Source organism: Streptomyces sp. PsTaAH-124 (assembly GCF_000373685.1).
Taxonomy (GTDB): domain Bacteria; phylum Actinomycetota; class Actinomycetes; order Streptomycetales; family Streptomycetaceae; genus Streptomyces; species Streptomyces andamanensis.
On the sequence record NZ_KB892164.1, the window covers coordinates 15830 to 34940 of the forward strand.

At 74.4% G+C, this 19111-nt stretch carries 19 protein-coding genes; 6 read left to right on the forward strand and 13 right to left on the reverse strand.

Features of this window, described 5'->3' with window-relative positions:
• Nucleotides 1–84: 84 nt before the first annotated feature.
• A complete protein-coding gene (locus B086_RS0110925; RefSeq protein WP_018566442.1) occupies nucleotides 85–915 on the reverse strand; it encodes an aldo/keto reductase in 831 nt (276 codons plus the stop codon).
• Between the two features lie 156 nt (nucleotides 916–1071).
• Here B086_RS0110925 and B086_RS0110930 point away from each other — a divergent pair, with 156 nt between their 5' ends.
• Entirely contained in the window at nucleotides 1072–2043 is a 972-nt protein-coding gene (locus B086_RS0110930; protein WP_018566443.1) for a TauD/TfdA dioxygenase family protein, read from the forward strand.
• Nucleotides 2044–2055: 12 nt separating this feature from the next.
• Here the strand turns inward: B086_RS0110930 and B086_RS0110935 are convergent, their stop codons facing one another.
• The 3 genes from B086_RS0110935 to B086_RS0110945 form a co-directional block, all read right to left on the reverse strand.
• Nucleotides 2056–3567 carry a metallophosphoesterase family protein gene (locus B086_RS0110935; RefSeq protein WP_018566444.1) on the reverse strand — a complete coding sequence of 504 codons (1512 nt, stop codon included), beginning with the start codon at nucleotides 3565–3567 and terminating at the stop codon, nucleotides 2056–2058.
• A gap of 104 nt (nucleotides 3568–3671) precedes the next feature.
• Nucleotides 3672–4427, reverse strand: coding sequence for a dienelactone hydrolase family protein (locus tag B086_RS0110940; RefSeq protein ID WP_026252301.1), 756 nt, complete (start codon nucleotides 4425–4427; stop codon nucleotides 3672–3674).
• A gap of 123 nt (nucleotides 4428–4550) precedes the next feature.
• Entirely contained in the window at nucleotides 4551–5171 is a 621-nt protein-coding gene (locus tag B086_RS0110945; protein ID WP_018566446.1) for an L-threonylcarbamoyladenylate synthase, read from the reverse strand.
• Between the two features lie 394 nt (nucleotides 5172–5565).
• Here B086_RS0110945 and B086_RS39730 point away from each other — a divergent pair, with 394 nt between their 5' ends.
• Nucleotides 5566–7116: a helix-turn-helix domain-containing protein gene (locus tag B086_RS39730; protein ID WP_018566447.1), complete on the forward strand. Its 1551-nt coding sequence runs from the start codon at nucleotides 5566–5568 to the stop codon at nucleotides 7114–7116.
• 623 nt (nucleotides 7117–7739) lie between these two features.
• On the opposite strand, the gene B086_RS0110955 is transcribed toward B086_RS39730, so the two are convergent.
• The 4 genes from B086_RS0110955 to B086_RS44550 form a co-directional block, all read right to left on the reverse strand.
• Nucleotides 7740–8864, reverse strand: a complete 1125-nt coding sequence (locus B086_RS0110955; RefSeq protein WP_018566448.1) for a PP2C family protein-serine/threonine phosphatase — start codon at nucleotides 8862–8864, stop codon at nucleotides 7740–7742.
• A gap of 125 nt (nucleotides 8865–8989) precedes the next feature.
• Entirely contained in the window at nucleotides 8990–10180 is a 1191-nt protein-coding gene (locus B086_RS0110960; protein ID WP_018566449.1) for a beta-1,3-glucanase family protein, read from the reverse strand.
• 265 nt (nucleotides 10181–10445) lie between these two features.
• A complete protein-coding gene (locus B086_RS0110965; protein WP_018566450.1) occupies nucleotides 10446–11339 on the reverse strand; it encodes a Gfo/Idh/MocA family protein in 894 nt (297 codons plus the stop codon).
• A gap of 155 nt (nucleotides 11340–11494) precedes the next feature.
• The gene (locus B086_RS44550) at nucleotides 11495–11770 is read right to left on the reverse strand and encodes a hypothetical protein (RefSeq protein WP_018566451.1); all 276 of its coding nucleotides are present in this window, start codon (nucleotides 11768–11770) and stop codon (nucleotides 11495–11497) included.
• A 227-nt stretch (nucleotides 11771–11997) separates the two neighbouring features.
• Between B086_RS44550 and B086_RS0110975 the strand changes: the two genes are divergently transcribed.
• The gene (locus B086_RS0110975; RefSeq protein WP_026252302.1) at nucleotides 11998–12816 is read left to right on the forward strand and encodes an SAM-dependent methyltransferase; all 819 of its coding nucleotides are present in this window, start codon (nucleotides 11998–12000) and stop codon (nucleotides 12814–12816) included.
• A 98-nt stretch (nucleotides 12817–12914) separates the two neighbouring features.
• Here B086_RS0110975 and B086_RS0110980 read toward each other — a convergent pair whose 3' ends face one another.
• Together B086_RS0110980 and B086_RS0110985 are read right to left on the reverse strand one after the other, a co-directional pair.
• Nucleotides 12915–13835, reverse strand: a complete 921-nt coding sequence (locus B086_RS0110980) for a helix-turn-helix domain-containing protein (protein WP_018566453.1) — start codon at nucleotides 13833–13835, stop codon at nucleotides 12915–12917.
• Between the two features lie 129 nt (nucleotides 13836–13964).
• Nucleotides 13965–14198, reverse strand: coding sequence for a DUF397 domain-containing protein (locus B086_RS0110985; protein WP_037873275.1), 234 nt, complete (start codon nucleotides 14196–14198; stop codon nucleotides 13965–13967).
• 426 nt (nucleotides 14199–14624) lie between these two features.
• Here B086_RS0110985 and B086_RS0110990 point away from each other — a divergent pair, with 426 nt between their 5' ends.
• Together B086_RS0110990 and B086_RS0110995 are read left to right on the forward strand one after the other, a co-directional pair.
• Nucleotides 14625–15158, forward strand: a complete 534-nt coding sequence (locus B086_RS0110990; protein ID WP_018566455.1) for a hypothetical protein — start codon at nucleotides 14625–14627, stop codon at nucleotides 15156–15158.
• A gap of 680 nt (nucleotides 15159–15838) precedes the next feature.
• Nucleotides 15839–16096, forward strand: a complete 258-nt coding sequence (locus B086_RS0110995; protein ID WP_018566457.1) for a DUF5133 domain-containing protein — start codon at nucleotides 15839–15841, stop codon at nucleotides 16094–16096.
• A gap of 80 nt (nucleotides 16097–16176) precedes the next feature.
• Here B086_RS0110995 and tgmB read toward each other — a convergent pair whose 3' ends face one another.
• The 3 genes from tgmB to B086_RS0111010 form a co-directional block, all read right to left on the reverse strand.
• Entirely contained in the window at nucleotides 16177–17133 is a 957-nt protein-coding gene (tgmB, locus tag B086_RS0111000) for an ATP-grasp ribosomal peptide maturase (protein WP_018566458.1), read from the reverse strand.
• Between the two features lie 15 nt (nucleotides 17134–17148).
• On the reverse strand, nucleotides 17149–17340 hold the full coding sequence (gene tgmA / locus B086_RS0111005; RefSeq protein ID WP_018566459.1) for a putative ATP-grasp-modified RiPP: 192 nt from the start codon (nucleotides 17338–17340) through the stop codon (nucleotides 17149–17151).
• Between the two features lie 121 nt (nucleotides 17341–17461).
• Nucleotides 17462–17779 carry a DUF1232 domain-containing protein gene (locus B086_RS0111010; RefSeq protein WP_086024203.1) on the reverse strand — a complete coding sequence of 106 codons (318 nt, stop codon included), beginning with the start codon at nucleotides 17777–17779 and terminating at the stop codon, nucleotides 17462–17464.
• A 195-nt stretch (nucleotides 17780–17974) separates the two neighbouring features.
• Between B086_RS0111010 and B086_RS39740 the strand changes: the two genes are divergently transcribed.
• Nucleotides 17975–19087: a hypothetical protein gene (locus B086_RS39740; RefSeq protein WP_018566461.1), complete on the forward strand. Its 1113-nt coding sequence runs from the start codon at nucleotides 17975–17977 to the stop codon at nucleotides 19085–19087.
• Nucleotides 19088–19111 lie beyond the last annotated feature (24 nt).

Sequence of the window (19111 nt, forward strand, 5' to 3'; positions counted from 1 at the left end):
GTCCGCCGGATCCGCCAGGCCCGGGTACCCCCGGCGCGTCGGCCGACCCGCGCGCCGGGGGCTCCTCGCACGCCGCGGAACTCCTCAGAACTCCTCGTGCGTCTCCGGGGCCCCGCCCAGGCGCCGCGGCCTGTCGTGGGTGAGCGCGTCCAGCTGGTCCTGGTCCAGGGCGAACCCGAAGACGTCCAGGTTCTCCCGCTGCCGCCCCGGGTCCGACGACTTCGGCAGGGGCACCGCGCCGAGCTGGATGTGCCAGCGCAGCACGGCCTGGGCGGGCGTCACCCCGAGCTCCCGCGCCACCACGACCACCGCCGGGTCCTCCAGCACCGCGGGACCGCGGCCCAGCGGGCTCCAGCTCTCGGTGCGGATGCCCTTGGCGGCGTGGAACTCCCGCAGCTCCGGCTGCGGGAAGAGCGGATGCAGCTCGATCTGGTTGACGGACGGCAGCACGCCCGTCTCCCGCTCCAGCCGCTCGATGTGCTCCCGGGTGAAGTTGGAGACGCCCACCGAGCCCACCAGGCCCTCGTCACGGAGCTTGAGCATGGCCCTCCACGACTCCACGTACCGGTCGACGCGGGGGAGCGGCCAGTGGATCAGATACAGGTCGACGCGGTCCACGCCGAGGCGCCGCCGGGACTCCTCGAAGGAGGCGAGCGTCTCCTCGTAGCCGTGGTGGCGGCCGGGGAGCTTGGTCGTCAGCACGACCTCCTCGCGCGGCACATCGCTGCGCGCGAGCGCCCGGCCCACGCCGGTCTCGTTCTCGTAGTTGACCGCCGTGTCGACGAGCCGGTAGCCGAGGCGCAGGCCCTCGGCCACCGCCCGCTCCGCCTCGGCGTCGTCCATCGGCCAGGTGCCGAGGCCGACGGCGGGCAGCCGGGTGCCGTCGTCGAGCGGACAGGTGGGGATGCCGGTCATGTGGGGGAACCTTCCCGTCGACGGTCGGAGGGCGGCCGGGGCCGCGGGGCCGGTGCCGACACCCGCCGGACGTGCGTGGCACCCGGCACTGTCGCCACCGTCCGCAAAGCCTGCCACGATCTCCCTGGTACGTGACGGACGACCAGCGGAGCGCGCATGACGACGCACACGGACACGGCGGACGGCACCGCGGCGGGCGGCCTGGAGGTGAGGCCCGTCGCCGGACACATCGGGGCGGAGATCACCGGGGTGGACCTGGCCGCCGGCCTCGACGAGACGGCGGTCGCGGCGATCCGCGCGGCGGTCCTGCGCTGGAAGGTGGTGTTCTTCCGCGGGCAGCGCCTCGACCACGCCGGGCACGTCGCCTTCGCGCGCCGCTTCGGCGAGCCGGTGGTGCTGCGGCGGCGCGGCGGCGCCTCGCCGCCGGACGTCCCGGAGGTGGAGACCACCGCCGACCGGCTGGAGCTGGGCGGCCGGTTCGGCATGGACCACGACGAGTGGCTGCGGCGGCGCCGGCACTCGCTGCTGCGCGGCTGGCACTGCGACCACGGCGCCCGGATCGACCCTCCGGCCGCGACGATCCTGCGCGCCGAGAGCGTCCCCCCGTACGGCGGCGACACCACCTGGTCCAATCTGGCCGCCGCCTACGCCGGACTCTCGGCGCCGGTCCGGGCCTTCGCCGACACGCTGCGCGCCGAGCACCGGCTCGGCGTCGGCTACCAGCCGCGCCCCGGCGACGACGCGTACGTCCGCCATCTGCTGGAGCGCCAGATCGCCACGGTGCACCCGCTGGTGCGCGTCCACCCGGAGACGGGCGAGCGGGTGCTCTTCGTCAACGGCTACTACGTCGAGCAGATCGAGGACGTCTCCCGCGCGGAGAGCCAGGCCCTCCTGGAGATGCTGCTGGAGCAGGCCGTACGCCCCGAGTACACGGTCCGCTTCCGCTGGGAGCCGGGCAGCGTGGCCTTCTGGGACAACCGGGCCACCGTCCACCTGGCGCCCGCCGACAACGCGCACCTCGGCGTCCCGCGGATCATGCACCGGGTGATGCTGCACGGCGAGGTGCCGGTCGGCGTGGACGGGCGGCCCTCCGAGCCGGTCACCGGCAGCGAGCCGGGCCGCTGGTGAGCGCGGGCCCGCTCACGCGGGCGGGCGCAGCGGGATCGTCACCTCGTCCTCGACCGGCGGGTCCGTCTCCTGGGCGAGGTTCCCGGTCGCCGCGAAACAGCGCAGCCGCACCGCCTCGGGCGTGACGTCCAGCCGCAGGAACGACTTGAAGAACGGCGGGCTGTAGGTGACCGAGCCCGGCGAGAACACCTGCGTGTACAGGGTGCGCACCGGCAGCCGGAAGCGGCCCCGGCGGCCGGGGCGGCGGCCCGCGCCCAGCAGGCTCGCCACCAGCCGCACGCGCCGGGTGACCCGGACCGGGCCGCCCGGCGCGCGCACCGGCGGCGTGCCCAGCCGCTCGGCGACCACCGCCATGGCCTCCGCCTCGGTCAGCGTGAAGAAACGGCGCAGCCGCGTCCGGCGGGCGTAGACACCGCTGTAGAACGCCAGCGAGTCGCCGCGCAGCGGATAGCAGCGGAAGTCGGACTCGGTGACGTTCGCGACCGAGACCCGGCCGATGGTGTGCGTGGCGTGCATGAACGCCCCACCGCCACCGGAGACCACGTACTGCACCGTGCGGCCGTCCACGTCCACCGGGTAGCGCTGGTAGTTGTGGATGTCGCCGCCGATCGCCGCCACATAGTGGTGGGCGGGGTCGCGGACGATGTCGTCGACGGTGCCGCCGCCCTCGATCGGGCAGGGGTGGTGCTCACCGTCCACGTACAGCGGCGAGCCGGTCAGGAGGATCTTCGGGCGGGGGCCGCGCGACACCTCGCGCAGCCAGGCGCCCTGTTCCGCGTCGATGGTGCCGAGCAGGCCCGTGTCGATGCCGACGATCCGCACCGGCCCGGCGTCGATCGCCCAGTACGGGCCCGGCTGGACGGCCTGCTGGCCCGGGGCGGAACGCAACGTCCGTGCCTCGGCGAGGCGTTGCTCGTCGGCCGGGCGCGGGCGGTGCCACAGCAGCTCCCGCCACCAGGCGCGGCTCAGCGCGCGCGGCCGGGGCTTGGGCGGCAGCGGCGGTGCGTCGTCGCAGAAGACGCGCATGAAACCGCCGAGGTCCTCGTACCAGTCGTGGTTGCCGGGTATCGCGTAGACCGGCGCCGGATAGTCGCGGTACGGACGGAAGAACTTCGTGCCGTAGTCGTCCGTGCTGCCCACGGGGTAGATCACATCGCTGGTGATCACGGCGAACGACGTGTCCCGCGACACCTTCAGGAAGCCCGGGACGACGGCGTACTGGGAGTCGCCGCCCTCGCCGGGGTCCCCGAGGACCATGAAGGAGAAGCGGTCCGCCTCGGTGCGCCGGATCACCTTGTCGGCGGGTGCCCCGGCCGCCGCCCGCTGCGCCACCCACCGGGACCGGGTCCGCCCGGTGGGGTCCCCGAACCAGCCCGCGGCCACGCCGTTGCGCGCGGACCACAGCGTACGGGGGCTGAGCCAGGACAGTTTCTCGACCCGGTCCGGCATCAGCCGGGCGTAGGTGCCGCGTTCGGCGTCGTTCCAGCCGGCGCCTTCGACGGTATCGCGTGAGGAGTCAGACACGCGGTGCACCGTAACAACGCGCGGACGGCGCACGGCAGGCGGGTCGGGGGTGCGGTCGCCGCCAACTCACCTCCCGTGCGCGGGAGCTGAGGCGTCGTCCGCACTCAGAAGGTGCGCTCCAGCAGACCGAGCAGCGCCGCCCAGTGCCGTTCGTCCGCTGTCGCGTCGTAGGCGTCGGTGTCGGCCTGGGTGTAGCCGTGCCCGGCGCCCGGATAGACCTCGCAGCGGTGCCGGACGCCCGCCGCGGTCAGCGCCTCCTCCAGCCGCTCGATCTGCTCGGGCGGCAGCGAGGGGTCCTCGTCAGCGTGGCCGAAGTACAGCTCCGCCGTGACGTCGGGGGCGGCCAGGTGCGGGCTGTCCGGGGCGTCGGTGGCCAGTCCGCCGCCGTGGAAACCGGCCGCCGCCGCGACCCGGTCCGGGTACGCGCCCGCGGTCAGCAGGGCCAGCCGGGCGCCCATGCAGTAGCCGGTCACCGCCACCGGGCCGTCCGCGACCAGCGGGTCCTCGGCCATCCGGCGCAGATAGGCGCCCGCGTCGCGGCGCGACATCCCGGGCGTCAGGGACCGCATGACCGGAACGATCCGGGCGAAGATCTCCGGCCGCTCGGCCAGATCGATGAAGTCGGGCAACTCCACCACCGGAGCGGGCCCGTGCCGGTAGAACACATGGGGCACCAGCACCGTATAGCCGGACCCGGCGATCCGGTCGGCCATGGCCCGCACCTGCGAGCGCAGACCGAACGCGTCCGTGTAGAACAGGACGCCCGGCCGGGGCCGCCCGTCCCCGGGATGGGCGAGATACGCGTCCGCGGTGCCGTCCTCGGTGGGGATGTCGACGGCCTGTCCCTGTACGGCGCTCATGGGGCGCTGCCTTCCTGCGCGGTCGTCGCCGGAGAGGTCCCCGCCGACGGTGGTGGGGCGCCCCGGGCCGCAGCCGGCGGACGGGGACGGGTGGATCACGGTCATCGTGCCACGCGCCGCACCTCACTCGAAGCGCGACGTGTCGCCCGCCCCCCGGCGCACGATCTCGGCCTCCCCGCCGGAGAAGTCGACCACGGTGGTCGGCTCGGTGCCGCAGTCGCCCGAGTCGAGGACCGCGTCCAGCACATGGTCGAGCCGGTCCTTGATCTCCCAGCCCTGCGTCATCGGCTCCTCCTCGTCCGGCAGCAGCAGGGTGCTCGACAGCAGCGGCTCACCCAGTTCCGTCAGCAGGGCCTGGGCGACCACATGGTCCGGGATGCGCACCCCGACGGTCTTCTTCTTCGGATGCTGGAGCATCCGCGGCACCTCCCGCGTCGCCGGGAGGATGAAGGTGTAACGGCCGGGCGTGGCCGCCTTGATCGCGCGGAACACGTCGTTGTCGATCCGCACGAACTGCCCCAGCTGCGCGAAGTCCTGGCACACCAGAGTGAAGTGGTGCCGGTCGTCCAGGCGGCGGATCGTCCGGATCCGGTCGACGCCGTCGCGGCTGCCCAGCCGGCAGCCCAGGGCGTAGCAGGAGTCGGTCGGATACGCGATCAACGCGCCTTCGCGCAGGCCGTCGGCGACCTGCCGGATGGCGCGCGGCTGGGGGTTGTCCGGGTGCACGTCGAAGTACTTCGCCATCCGCCGAGCTTATGCCGTGCGCGGGGCCCGTGCCCCGCGGGCACCCGCCGCGCCCGGTCCGCCGCGCCGGATCCGCCGGGCACGCGGCGCCGGGCCCGGATCCGCCACGCCGCGGACCCGCCGAACCCGCCGCACATGGAGGGGCGTACCCCGCCGAATCCGGGGAAGCAGAGGCGTACGGCGCCCGGGAGCCCTCCCCCCGGCCTCGGGCCCGCGGCTCCGCCGACCGCTCACCACCCCCCCTGTGAGCCGTCGGCGGAGCCGCCCCTCCCACCGCACCCGTCCGTGTGGCCCGCGGGCCGTCACCAGGACGGCAGAGGCCGCCGCTGGTAACGTCCCGGACCGAGAACGCCGAGGTCAGTGCGGTGTACCGGAGCGGGAGGAGAGGGCCGACATGGCCGGCCGACAGGACGGAGACGCACCGGGTCACGGTGCGGACGACGGGCACGCGGCCTGGGCCGAGGAACTCCTCGACCAACTGCGCCCCGCGGGACGCGACCCGCGCCGGGTGGTGGCCTGGCTGGCCGGCGCCGCCCATGGGACGGCCTGCCTCCTGGACGGCACGGGCACCCTCCTCGCCGGAGCGGCGCTGCCCCTGGCCGACGACGTGACAGCGGACCTCCTCGCCGGCCGGTTCGCCTCGGCGGCGCTCCAGGACGAGACCCGGCACGTCCGCGCGGTGCGCGTGGGGCATCCGCAGGCGCCCGCCGCCGGGGTGCTCGCCGTCTCCCGCGCCACCCCCTTCGACCGGCGCACCGCCGACATGCTCACCCGCGCCGCCGCCGTGGTCGAACTGCTGCTGCGGGCCGAGGACACCACCGAGACCGGCCGCCGCCTCGAACAGGCGGCGTCCGCGCTGCGACTGGCAGTCCTGCAACTGCTGATGGTCGAGGACATCGTCTCCGCCCGCCGGGTCGCCGCGGGCCTGTGGCCCGGCCTGCTCGACACCGACACCGCGCACGTCTACGTCCTGGAGGCGCACCCCGACGAAAGGGAGCGGCTGACCGCCGAATGCCTGGACGCCGCCGACGGCCAGGCCCTGGTCGTGCGCTGCCCGGCCGTGGACGGCCACGTCATCGTCATCGCCCCCGCCGAGACCACCGGGCGGGCGCTGCGCTCCCTGGTCGGCGCCCGCCCGCGGACCTTCCTCGGCGGCAGCATCCGGCACAGCCTCGCCCGGACCGCCACGGCCTACGGGCAGGCCGTCAGCGCCCTCGCGCTGGCCCGGTTCCGCCCGGACGGCACGGCCGTGTACGCCGAGCGCACCCACCCCGAGCGCCTGATGGACGCCGAGGCGCTGCGGGCCTGGGCGGGACGGCTGCTGCGCCCGCTGGACACGCTGCCCCACCACACCCGCGCCGAACTCGTCGCCACCACCCGGCTCGGCCTGGAGTTCACCGCGGTCAGCGCCGCCCGCATCCTCGGGGTGAGCCGCAACACCGTCCGGGCCCGCGTGGAACGCGTCGAGGCACTGCTCGGCGCGGACTTCTCGCTGCTGACCGTCCGCGCCGCCACGCACCTCGCGCTGAACACTCAGGCGGGCGTCGCGCCCGAACCGGCCCGCGCCCCCGCGGCGCGCTCCCGGCAGGTCGGCCTGGACGAACTGCTGGCCGGCCCGGCGCTGCGCACCTGGGCGCACGAACTCCTCGGGCGGCTGGCCGCCGACACCCGGGACCTGCGCGGCACCCTGCGCGCCTGGACCGCGGCGGGCGGCAACGCCGAGCGCGCCGCCCAACTGCTCGGCGTGCACGCGCAGACCGTGCGCGAACACGTACGCGGTGTCGAACCGGTCCTCGAACGCCAGCTCCTCGCCGTCGGCAGCGATCTCTACGAGGTCGTCCTGGCCCAGCTGGCGGCGGGCGACCTGGAACCGCCCGTACTGGAACCCCTCGTACCGGAAACCACCCGTCCGGCGGGGCCGAGGGAGCCTGACCGCGCACCGTGACGGGCCCCAACAGGGGCATTACGGACTCACCTGTGCACGGGTGAGTCCTCCGGCTGCCCGAAAGGGCACCGACGCGGTTTTGACGCGAGTAAGCGAGACGTAAGTTCGAGACGCCGCGGGGATTTCCGCGGGGCCGCGTGCGCAGGCGGGACCGGAACGGGGGACCGGTCCGGCCGCCACGCGGCGCGGGCCCCGCACACCGCGGCCCCACCCTGAACCACCCCGCGCGGACGCCGGGTCGACGCACACCACGGGCCCGGGAACCGCCGCGCACACCGACGCTCTCCCGCCCCCGCTCTCCCGCCCCCGCTCTCCCGCAAAGCGTCCCACCGCGGCCTCATTCCCTCGGCCCGCTCCACCGCGTCCGCGCCCCCGCCCGGCCCGTCGTCCCGCCCGCGCGCCGCGCCACCCCGTCATGCGCTGGTGGTCGGCAGCCGGCCTGGTGTCCGACGCGTACACCCGGATCCCGCTGACCGCGCACCCCCTCGTCCCGCACCTCACCGACACCTCCGCCACGCCCGCCCACCCACGCCCGCCCGCCGCCCTGTCACGGGCCACGGGGCGCTGTGCGTGGCCGGATGCGCTCAGGGGGCCCGAGTGGTTCGGGTCCGGTCCGGATCGGCTCAGCGGTCCGGGTCCGGCGGGCCCGGTGTCAGGACGAGCATCGTCACGTCGTCGCGGATCGTCCCGCAGTGCGCGAGGACGTCGGCCAGCACGCGGTCGGCCAGGGCCGCCGGATCGTGGTCGGCCAGCAGCGGCAGCCGGTCCAGCAGCGGGTAGAACGTGCCGTCGGTGTTCCTCGCCTCGGTGACCCCGTCCGAGGCGAGGAACAGCACATCACCGGGGAGCAGCCGCTCGATGTGCCCGTCGTGCGGCGGGAGCGCGTCGGACAGGCCGAGACCGAGCGGGGTCCAGGGGATGACGGCGATCTCCGTCGCGGCACCCTCGCGCAGCAGGATCGGCGGCGGATGGCCGCACGTCACGATCCGCACCGAGCGCGCGTCCCCGGAGAACTCCAGCAGCACCGCCGTGGCGAACAGCTCCGCGTGCCGTACCTCGGCCGAGTCCACCACGAGGCGGCGGTCCAGCGCGGCCACCATCTCCGGCAGGCCCGGCCGGTCGAGCACCGCCTCCCGGAAACTGCCCAGCAGCGCGGCGACCGTGGAGACCGCCGCGAGCCCGTGCCCCTGCACATCGCCGATGACCGCCCGTACGCCCCCGGGCCCGCGCCGCACGTCGAAGAAGTCCCCGCCGACCAGTGTGCCGCGCTGCGCGGCCCGGTACAGACCGGCGCAGCGCACCGGCCCCACCCGCTCGGGCAGCGGCGGCACGACGGCCCGCTGCGCGGCCTCGGCGACCGTACGCGCCAGGTCCAGCTGGGCGTCGCGGCGGCTGCGCACGTACGACAGCAGGACACTGAGTGCGGCCACGAAGGTGACCGTCTCCAGGTCGGTGTTGCCGGGATGGTCCAGCTGGAAGGCCGGCACGCTCAGCAGGACCACCACCACGCCGCCGAGCAGCGCGGTGGTCAGCGGCCCGTACGACAGCACGGCCAGCGGCGGGATGGCGCCCAGCAGGAACCCTATGTCGAGCGGGCTCGGGCTCAGCAGCGTCACCACGCACACCATGGCGGCCAGCGCCACCGGCAGCACCCGCACCCAGCGCGGCGGCGGGGCACCCCGCAGCCAGCCCCGCCGGTACGGGTCCCGGCGCGGCGACCGCGACAGCAGGGCAGGAGGCTTCACCACACCACCACGCTGCTACGCCGTCCCCGACCCCGCACCCCGGAACCGCCCCGCGGGTGCCGGGAGCGGCCCGCGGCGACCGGGCGGGGCCGCGGCGCGGCGCCACGTCCCGGACGCGACGACAGGCCCTAGAACGGCGTGAGGGTCACCCGGAGCCCGGTGGGCGCCGTGTCCTGGACGTAGGAGGCGAAGCCCGCCACGTCGTCGAAGGCGAAGCCGTACGCCTTGCCGTCCACGGTCGCCGCGTGCACCGCGCGGGAGTAGTGGTTGGTGATCCCGGCCGCGTAGAAGGAGCCCGCGTCGGTCACCGGCTGCGGGGCGCCGCTCAGCAGCACCGACCGGTTGAACCCGGCGCCGAGCACGGCCGCGACCGGCCCGGTCGTCCCGTCGTTGGGCGCGGCGAGCGCGCCGTCGCAGAACAGGACGTCCCGGGTCGACGGCTTGGCGAAGGAGACGGAGGCCGGCCCGGTGAAGACGAGCCCGCCGTCACGCACCCGGCCGGTGAAGGTGCCCGCGTCGGTGGCGACCGTGAGGTCCTTGCCGCCGTAGACGTCCCACACCTCGTCGATGGAGGGGGCGAAGTAGTCCGCGGGGAACAGCCCGGCGTCCAGGCCGTGCCCCGGGGCGATCACCCGGGTGTCGTCCACGACGAGCCGCGCGAAGTCACCGGCCTGCCGCACGGCGTCGAACACGGCGGCCCGGCCGCCGTCGCGCACGGTGCCCGTGGTCTGGTCCTGCGCGCCGGTCAGCCGCAGGCTCATCGGCACGCTGAACATGTCGACCATGGTCGTGTTGCAGAACATGCCGGAGGCGTTGTAGGTGAACTCGGCGCAGTCGTGCAGCACCGGATGGTTGGGGTCGGAGGACACCCAGCCCGCCGGGTACTGGAGTGCCGGTCGCCCGTCGCCGTCGGTGACCGCGCGCAGCTTGAGCTTCTGCCCGAGGGAGACGTAGATCCGGCCGGACATGTACGGCAGCGACAGCCGGGTCTCGCCGCCGCCCGCGAGCGGGATCGCGTAGTCGGTGAAGCCGTCCGCGCCGTTGTCCGCGACCGAGACGGGCGCGAGGGTGCCGTCGGGGGTGACCCGGACCTGGGCGCCGTCCTGGTTGCCGACGATGTACACGTGGACGGAGGCGTTGTCGAAGGAACCGCTGTCGTTGGCGATCGTCAGCGGGAGCGCGCCCGCCGCCGCGGAGCGGGCCGGGCCCGCCAGGGCGCGTGGGGCGAGGGCGGCGAGGGCGGGCGCCGCGAGGGCTGTGCCGCCGAGAGCGGTGAGGAACGTCCTGCGGCCGAGCGGACGCTGGTGACGAGGAGCCATGTGGGGGAGCCTCCTTGAAGCCGGACAGGGGTGTGGGGGAGGGGCGGCGATGCGTCTGAGAGCGCTCTCACCGCCGCCGGAGGGCCCGATGCTACGCAGCACCGCCCACCGCGCCAACCCCTTGTGCCCCACGCGTCAACCCCTTGTGTCCCACCCCGACTCCCGCTTCCTCCACGGCGGTTGACCACAGGGCGGGCGATTCGGAACCACTTGGTCCGGGGGTACGCGCCTTCGAGGAAGCCCTGTGGGCGGCCGGTCTCTCGGCTCAGCCGCTCTCGCGCTCCAGCAGGTCACCGGCCTCCGCGAGGATCTCCGTGACCCGCAGCCCGAACGCGGCGTCGCACGGGTGCGGGTGACCGGTGCGGGCGGCTTCCGTGAGGGCGTCGGCCGCCCGCGCGAAGGCGACGACGGCCTCCTCGGTGCCCTCCGGCAGGACGGCCGCCCCTGCCGTACCCCGCACCTCCACCGCCGTCCCGGCCGCGGCGGGCGGGGCGGAGAGGCTCAGCGTGAGGGTGCTGGAGGCGCCACCGGCGTGGTCGAGGACCACATGCACGGTGTCCCCCGGGCCGGGTGCGGCGGCCGTCACCCGCCGTACGTCGCCCAGGACCGGCAGCAGCACCGACAGCGCGTGCGGGCCCACGTCCCACAGCGCGCCCTTCTCCCGCCGCCACGGCGAGGCCGCGAACGGACTGTCCTCGGCACCCCCGAACAGGGCGCCGAGCCACTGCGCCCGGCCCGTGAACCAGCCGCCGTGCTCCGCCTGTTCGGCGATCCACGCCTGCGGCGCGCTCTGGAAGCGGGTGGTGAAGAAGACCACCGAGGCCACCTGCGCCCGCTCGGCGGCCCCGACCACCGCGCGGGCCTGCTCCACCGTCGGCGCCAGCGGCTTGTCCAGCAGCAGATGGCACCCGGCGCGGGCCGCGCGCACCGCCAACTCCGCCTGCACGTCCGGCGGCAGCGCGACGGCGACCGCGTCCACGTCCGCGAGCAGCGCGTCGGCGTCGGCGTAGGCGCGGGTGCCGTGCCGCTCGGCCAGCTCCTCCGCGGCGGCCGCACGGCGGCCCCACACCCCGGCGAACTCCAGCCCGTCGTGCCCGCCGAGGGCCGGGGCGTGGACCATCTGGGCCCAGGGGCCGGTGCCGAGCAGTCCGATGCGCATGCGGTTGCCTCTCCACGGTGCCGAACGAGGTGACGGCCCGCGTCCGTGCGGGCCGGTCCCGCCCGAGGGTGCCACAGCGGCCCGCGGCCACGGCGAGCGGGCGTGGGCCCGGAGCGCCGGAGCGTCACCGCGCCGGGCCGCTCACCGGACCCCGGTCAGGCGGCGTGCCGCCGTCCTGGGTCCCGTCCCGGTGCATGCGCCGCCGCGTCCTGCTCCTCCCGCTCCTCCCGCTCCTCCTGCTCCTCCCGCTCGTCCCGCGCGGCCACCGCCCCGGCGGTGCGGCGGCCGCCGGGGACCAGTCGCAGATGCCCGCGGTGCCGGGCGGGCCGGCCGCGGGCCGGGGCCGGTGCGGACACCCGGTCCTCGATCCGGTCCATGATCAGCAGCAGTCCACCCACGAACGGCAGCAACAGCACAGCGACGACCACCACGACGCCTCCTCCTCCGACCGACAGGCGAGTGCTCCGAACCGTGCCTTCGATGGGTCCGGCGGTGTGAAGAATCCGTGACGATCGGGTGGATCGGGACGATCGGCGGCCGTGTCCGGGCAGCCCGCCCGTCCCGTGGCTGGTGACGGCGAACGGGGTCTCCGTAGGATGTAACCTCTGTTCGGACCGGGCCCGTTGACGCGGTGGACCCGGTGAACCTGGGGGAATGGATGCCTGCGGAGAACCAGTTGTCCACGAACATCGACGAGCGTGTGCCGACCGCCGCGCGCATGTACGACCACTACCTCGGCGGCAAGGACAACTACGCGGCGGACCGCGCGGCGTGCGAGGAACTCGACAAGGTCGTCCCGAGCACGCGCCGGCTCGCCCTGAACAACCGCCGCTTCCTCCAGCGGGCCGTCCGCACCCTCGCCCAGGACTACGGGATACGCCAGTTCCTGGACCACGGCTCCGGTCTGCCCACCCAGGACAATGTCCACCAGGTCGCCCAGCGCATCGACCCGGACACCCACGTGGTCTACGTGGACAACGACCCCATGGTGCTGGTGCACGGCCGCGCCCTCCTCCAGCAGGACGAGCGCACCGCGGTCATACACGCCGACATGCGGCAGACCGACGAGATCTTCGGGCACGAGGACACCCGGCGGCTGATCGATCTCTCCCAGCCGGTGGCCGTGCTGTTCAACTCCGTCTTCCACTGCATCCCGGACAGCGACACCGACGGCCCGCTCGCCGTGGTCCGGCGGGTCCGGGAGCGGCTGGTGCCCGGCAGCATCCTGCTGATGTGCCAACTGGTCAGCGAGGAAGCCGAGGTGCGGGAGTTCGTCACCGATTTCATGGACAAGGCCACCCAGGGGCACTGGGGGAGGGTGCGCGAGGAGAAGGACGTCGCCGAGTGGTTCGAGGGACTCGAGGTCTTGGAGCCGGGTCTGGTCGAGGTCTCCACCTGGCGCCCCGACACCGAGGTGGCGCCCCGTCAGCTCACCCACGAATGGGTGGAGTTCGGCGGCATAGGCGTGGTCCGCTGAGCAGCGGAAGAACGGGGAGCCGGGAAGCGAAGGAAGCCGAGGAAGCGGCGGGAGCGGGGCGCGGGCGTTCTGCCGCGTCTCCCGGACGCGGCGCGCGCTCAGGGCGCCGAATAGCGCTGCCGGGCCGTGGTGCGCAGCAGTTCCAGTGACTTCGCCGGCGTCAGGGCCTCGTCGGCCAGCCGGTCCAGGGCGATCCGGTACTCCTCGGTCTCGTCCCGGTCCTCGAGGAAGTTGGCGCTCCTGATGTGTTCCAGGTAGACGACGTCCGGCAGATCGAGCCCGCCGAAGCGCAGATAGGTGATGGGTATCGCGGGTGCGGATGCGTTGGTCACGTCCAGCGGCACCACCTGCACCGTGACATGCGGGAGCTGTGCCGTCTCGATCAGATGGTCCAGTTGCTCGCGCATGATCTCGCGGCTGCCGAGGACGCGCAGCAGCACCGACTCGTCGAGCACCGCCCACAACTGCGGCGGATCCTCGCGGCGCAGCAGATCGGTGCGCCGGGTGCGCAGCTCCACCCGCCGCTGCACCTCGTTCGACGGCGCGGTCGGCAGTCCGCGCTCCACCACCGCCCGGGTGTACGCCGGGATCTGGAGCAGACCGGGCACGTACTGGAGCTCGAAGGTACGGATCGCGGCCGCGGCCTCCTGGAGACCGACGAGGCGGTCGAACCACTCGGGCATCAGCCGCTTGTCGTACCGCTGCCACCAGCCGGGCTCACTGGCCCGCCGCAGCAGCTTCAGCAGGACCGAGGACTCGTACTCGTCGGTTCCGTAGAGCTGAAGGAGGGCGCGCACGTCGCCCTCCGCCGGGGGCCGACGGCCCTTGCCCGACTCGATGCGCGAGAGTTTCGCGGCACTGAAGCCGAGACCCCGGGCCGCCTGCTCCTGGGACAGTCCGGCGTCCTCGCGGAAGCCGGTGAGCTGTACACCGACCAGCAACTTCAGCAAAGTGGGCGCCGGTTCGGAACCGTCCAGATAGGGTTCGAGGCGGGAGCGGCCTTGCGACTCGGCGGACATCCTGACTCCCCAGTGGACCGGCGGACTTGAGATGGACACTATCGCACCGGTCCCGCACGGAGGGCATCCGTCCGAACACCTATCGGTAACTCGGCAACCGCCCTCCGCTTGCCCGCGGAGGGCCGTCGATCACCACAGCAGGTGGTCGAACTCGCCCTCCTTGGCGCCCGCCAGGAACGCCGCCACCTCGGCCGGGGTGTAGACGAGGGCCGGCCCGTCGGGGTCCCGGGAGTTGCGCACCGCTATCCCGCCGCCGTTCAGGGCGGCGACCTCCACACAGTTGCCCTCGGCGTTGCTGTGCCTGCTCTTGATCCAGCGGGCGTCCAAAGAGCTGGCCCGCACTCCGTTCGGCGTCGATGGCACCGCAGTCTCCTCGCTGTTCACGTTCCGTCGTGAGGTGCGCCGGGCCGCTGTCGGGCTCCGGCGGGTTCCTTCCGGATCCTTCCCCGTCCCGCGCACTTTCACGAGAAATTTCGCGTGCAATTGCACGCGGGCGCTGACAGCGTGGATAATAGCGGCGGCGTCAACCCCCTTGTGGGCGCCGACAGATGACGTCTCATCAGGGAGATGCCGTGCTCTCGTCCGCGAGTCTCCCGCCCGGAACACCGGGCGCAGCGGACCCGGTCCTGCCCGGATCGCCACACCTCGTCCGCGCCACCGGTGCGGGACGCGCCCGGATCCGCACCTCCCCGTCCCGGTCCGTCCGGACGGCCGGGGCGACGCGGCCCGCGCGCCCGCCCCGCTGAAGGACCCACCCCCCATACGACCGCCGCGGAAAGGCCCGACGCCATGCGCACCGCACCGACGGAGCAGCCGAGCACCCAGCGCACCGACCGCGCCCCCCATGCCGCCGCCGCGCCCCTCTCGGCCCTGGGGCAGGTGCCCTGGGGCGACATCAGGGACGCCACCGGCTCCGCGGCCGGCATCCCCCCGCTGCTGCGCAGCATGGCCCGGGGCGACGCCGAGACCGCGCGGGCGGCCCTCAAGGAGCTGCGCGGGCGCATCTGCCAGTACGGCTTCGTGGTGGAGCAGGCGACCGCCCCCACCGTGCCCTTCCTCTGGGAGCTGGCCCGGACGCCCCAGGTGACCTGCCGGCCGCAGATCATCCAACTGCTCAGGAACATCGCCGACGCCCGCCAGTGGGAGAGCGTCGCCGCCGTCTACCCCAAGCTCCTCAACCACCGGGAGAACCCGGTGGTGTGGGAGCGGCGGGCCCGGCAGGCGGTCCGCGCCCGCTCCGGCGCCCTGCGGGAGCTGCTCGCCGAGCAGGACGGTGAGATCAACCGGGTCACCGCGGAACTGGCCGACGCCCTCGCCGAGTGACCCGGCCCTCCGGACTTTCCGCCGGTATGCCCGCTTTTCCCGTGCGATCCGGGCGGCCCTGACCCCGGGGGCGGGAGATCACTGGCCCGTTCTCGTCCGTCGGGATCCCGCCAGGCGCCCGAAGATTCCGCCGCCCCCGCCCCTCGTCGGCCGCAATCCCTGTGCTGTGCCGGGCTTCTGACGCGCTGTTCTCCTGCCCGCCCGGTGCGTGGCGCCGACCCAATCTTGGTCGAAGGGCCGAAAAGCACCTATATTGCGGATACCTTCTGCCGGGTCGTACGGCGCCGTGCCGCCGTGACCGGGGGCTGCCCGCGCAGGTGGGCCGAGTGCGCAGCGGAGGCCCCGGTGACCGTCACCCAGCGGATCGAGCGTGGTGCGCGGCCCTGTCGCGCGCGGCGCGTCCGCGGCGCCGCGCCCCGCCCCGACCAGGGCCCGGCGGCGCATCGCGGCGGCGCGTGCGGCGCCCGCCGCTCCGAGGCCCCCGGCCCCTTCCTCCCCTCCGCCGAGGACGCGCCGTCCCCGGGCCGGATATCCGAGAGCCGCGCGGTGTGCCGGTCGTTCCACGGATGATCCACCGGGAATCGACTGAATCTGGTCAATCATGTGTCGCGAGGCGGTCGGCATGCATGGCACGGCGTGCCTGGGGCATACGCAGCAAAAAATCGAGAGAGGGGCGCTCCGTGCTGGTTCCGGACCCGAAGATCGTCAGGACGTTGCTGACTCGGTACGCATCACTGAAGATCGCGCAGGCTGAGAGGGAGCGGGCCGATGCGGCTCGGGAGCTGGAGGACGTGAGTTACACCCTGTGCGTCATGATGGGCACGACGAGCATCCACGACGCCATCGTCCGTGCGGACGCGCTGCTGCTGGCCACCGGCCGGACGGCGGAGGCGGCACAGGGCACCGACGGCGACAGCGGTCTTTCGCTGGCCGTCTGAACGGCCCGCGTGGCGTACGGGCGGGGGCGCCCGCGGCACTTCGTGGCACTGCGTGCCGTCGGGTGCCAGGGGCAAGCAGGTCACGATCCGGCCACGGGCGCCCCCGGCCGGGCCAGCCACGCGGCGATGGTGCGGGCGATCGGCTGGCCCGTCTCCACCTCGATGAACCCGAACTGCCCCGACTGGTTGCACTCCAGGAACCACCAGGTCCCCTCGGAGTCCTCCGCGAAGTCGAAGGCACCGTACGCCAGTTCGGCCGCCCGGAGATAGGCGCGTACCGCGGCCTCCACGCCGGGCGGCACCTCGGCCGCCCGCCACGGGGTCCGCGAGGAGGCGAAGCGGACGTCCACCTCGTCCGGGTCCGCGTCCGCCGGGATCTCCTTGCGGGCCGCCAGCAGGGTGCCGCCCACGGCGGTCAGCCGGATGTCGGCCCGCTTGTCGACCCGCCGTTGCAGCAGCGTGGGACCGTAGGCGACCGCGTCGAAGTCGGCGTCCGGCGCGACCCGGGTGGTGGGCACCGCCCGCGGCGGCTCCTGCGGATGGGCGCCGGAGACCGGCTTGACCACCAGGTCCGGGAAGCGCGCGGCGAACTCCCGGGCGGCCTGCGGGACGGTGGTGATCAGCGTCGCGGGCACCGGCAGCCCGGAGCGCTGGGCGAGCCGCAGCTGCCACGGCTTCACCCGGGCACGGCGGGCCGCGTCGGGATGGTTCATCCAGCGCGCGCCGGAGCCGCCCAGCATGCCGTACAGCGCCTGTGCCGCCTCCTCCGTGAGCCAGGACGAGGGCTGGGCGGCCCGGGACGCCGGAACGCCGGGCCGGCGCACCCAGACGGCGCGCAGCCCGCTCAGGCTCACCAGCCGCCCCCCGCAGGACAGCTGGGCGTCGAACGAGCCGTGCGCGTACTCGCCCGACAGCGTGGCGCCCGCGGTCAGGTCGGCCGGATCGAGCCTGACCACCGGGACCGAGGAGGCGTTCAGGTGGACCACCACCATGTCCGCCGTCACGTCCTCCTCGCCGGTGAGGATCAGTACGGTCATCGTCGCCGACCGTGTTCAGTCGTCGAAGTGCGTCTTGGAGCCCGCGGTCGAGGTGGTGGTGCCCAGTTCCCTCAGCAGTGCCTGGTCGCACGCGGCGATCCTGCCGTCCGGGAGCACGTTCAGCTGGAGCCCCGCGTCATAGACGTAGGGCGTACCGGCGTCCCACTCCACGGCCGGACGTGCGTAGTTGAGCGCGAACGGTTGCATCGTCTCTCCCCTGTCGGTGCAGCCGCGATCAAGCGGTGGTCATCCGTGCGTTCTCGCTTGGCCCGCTGACTTTGTTTCGGGTTCCGGAGACTTATACGAATCGAACGAGTGAATGGTTTCCTCACGGAGCGTAATCATGGGCGTCCGGCAGCCCCCGGCGGCCGGAAAGCACCGGCCAGGGGCCCGCCGCACCCGCGGCGCCGTGCAGCGTGCGCAGGGCGAGGAGCAGGACACCGATGTCATCCAGATACACCGGATCGGGCAGCAGATCGACCGGCAGGACGAAATAGAGGACGGCGCCCCAGAAGACCCAGCGCGGTCCGGTCGGCAGCCCGGCGCGGCGCAGCGCCCGCCGGGCCCGCACCAGCCGGACGAACACCGTGATCGCCCCGCCCAGCACCAGGGCCGCGAGGACCGCGGTGACCAGGATCACCTTCATGGAGAAGTCCACGTCCTGCTCCCCTTCCTCCTCCGCGCGTCCCCGGTGTCCCTCACATCGGCTCCGCGCCACGGTCACCCGCGCGGACCTCCCGGGTGGCGCACCGGCAGAGCACGCTCTTGTAATGGCCAGGGTAAGTCGCGTGCCGCGATTCGGGGGCGCAGGAGCGGCCCGCACCCCTGCCCTGGAGCCCAGATGACCACCCGCTCTTCACCATCCCAGCCGAACCCGTCCCTCCAGTCCGTGATCGCCTTCACCGAGGAGATCCACCGGACCGGACCGCCCGGCACCCCGGCCGACGGCGGTGAGGGCGGGGCCGCGGACGGCGAACCGGCCCATCGACCGGTGCGCTGCGCCGTGGGCGACCGGCCCCTGGAGGAGGTCGTCCGGCTCGTCACCCTCCTGGAGGGTTCCCCGCGGTACGCCGACACCACCGGCCGGGTCCTGCGCGCCGCCGCCCTGGACCGCCCCGTGGAGGAGGTCGTCCGCCTCGTCGCCGAGCTGACCCGGCCGCCGCGCCCGGCCGAGAGCGCCGACGCCGCCATCCGGGCCGCCGTCGAGCACCGCGACCTCGACGAGGTCACCCGCCTGCTGGCGCTGCTGCACCGCGCGCCGCAGCGGCCGCACTGCGCCCGGGTGGCCGTAAGCGCGGCGGTCGGCGCCCGGACCGCCGAGGAACTGGCGGACCTCCTCGGCGGCCTCGCCCGCCACGACGGGAGCGGCAGCCCGCCGCCGTACACCGCCGCCGAGGACCCGTCCGCCGTCCCGGAGGAACCCACCGCCGCCGGGGCGGGCACGGAGCGGTGCGCCGGTCCCGGCGGCACGCCCTGCGACCCGGAAGGGCCCATGGCCGCGGCGGCGGACGACGAGTGGGCCGGGCAGGACGGCGGAGCGCGCGGACCGGGACGGCTCGTCTTCTGGCCCGGCTGGGTCGCGGCGGCGGCCCTCGTGGTGTGCGGCGCCGCCCACTTCCCGCTGCGCCCCGACGGCGCGTCCGGCCTCGTCTACGGCGCCGCCCTCGCGGCGTCGGCGCTGTGCGGCGCGCTGGCGCTCGCACTGGTCCTGCGGGCCGGAGTGACGGTCCTGGTCGCCGGATCGGTGCTGCCCGCCGCGCTGGCCGCGCTCGGCTACGCCGAGGGCCGGTTCGCACCGGCCGGGCTCTCCCGGGCCCTCGCCGTCACCGTGGCGCCGCCGTCGAGCGCCGGGCTCACCGCCGTGTGCGCCGCGCTCGCCTCGCTGGCCGCCCTCTCCCTGCTGCTGATGGTGCAGATGGCCGAACGGCACCCGGCGCCCCGGCCCGAGGGCTGACCACCGGACCGCGCGCCGCACCGC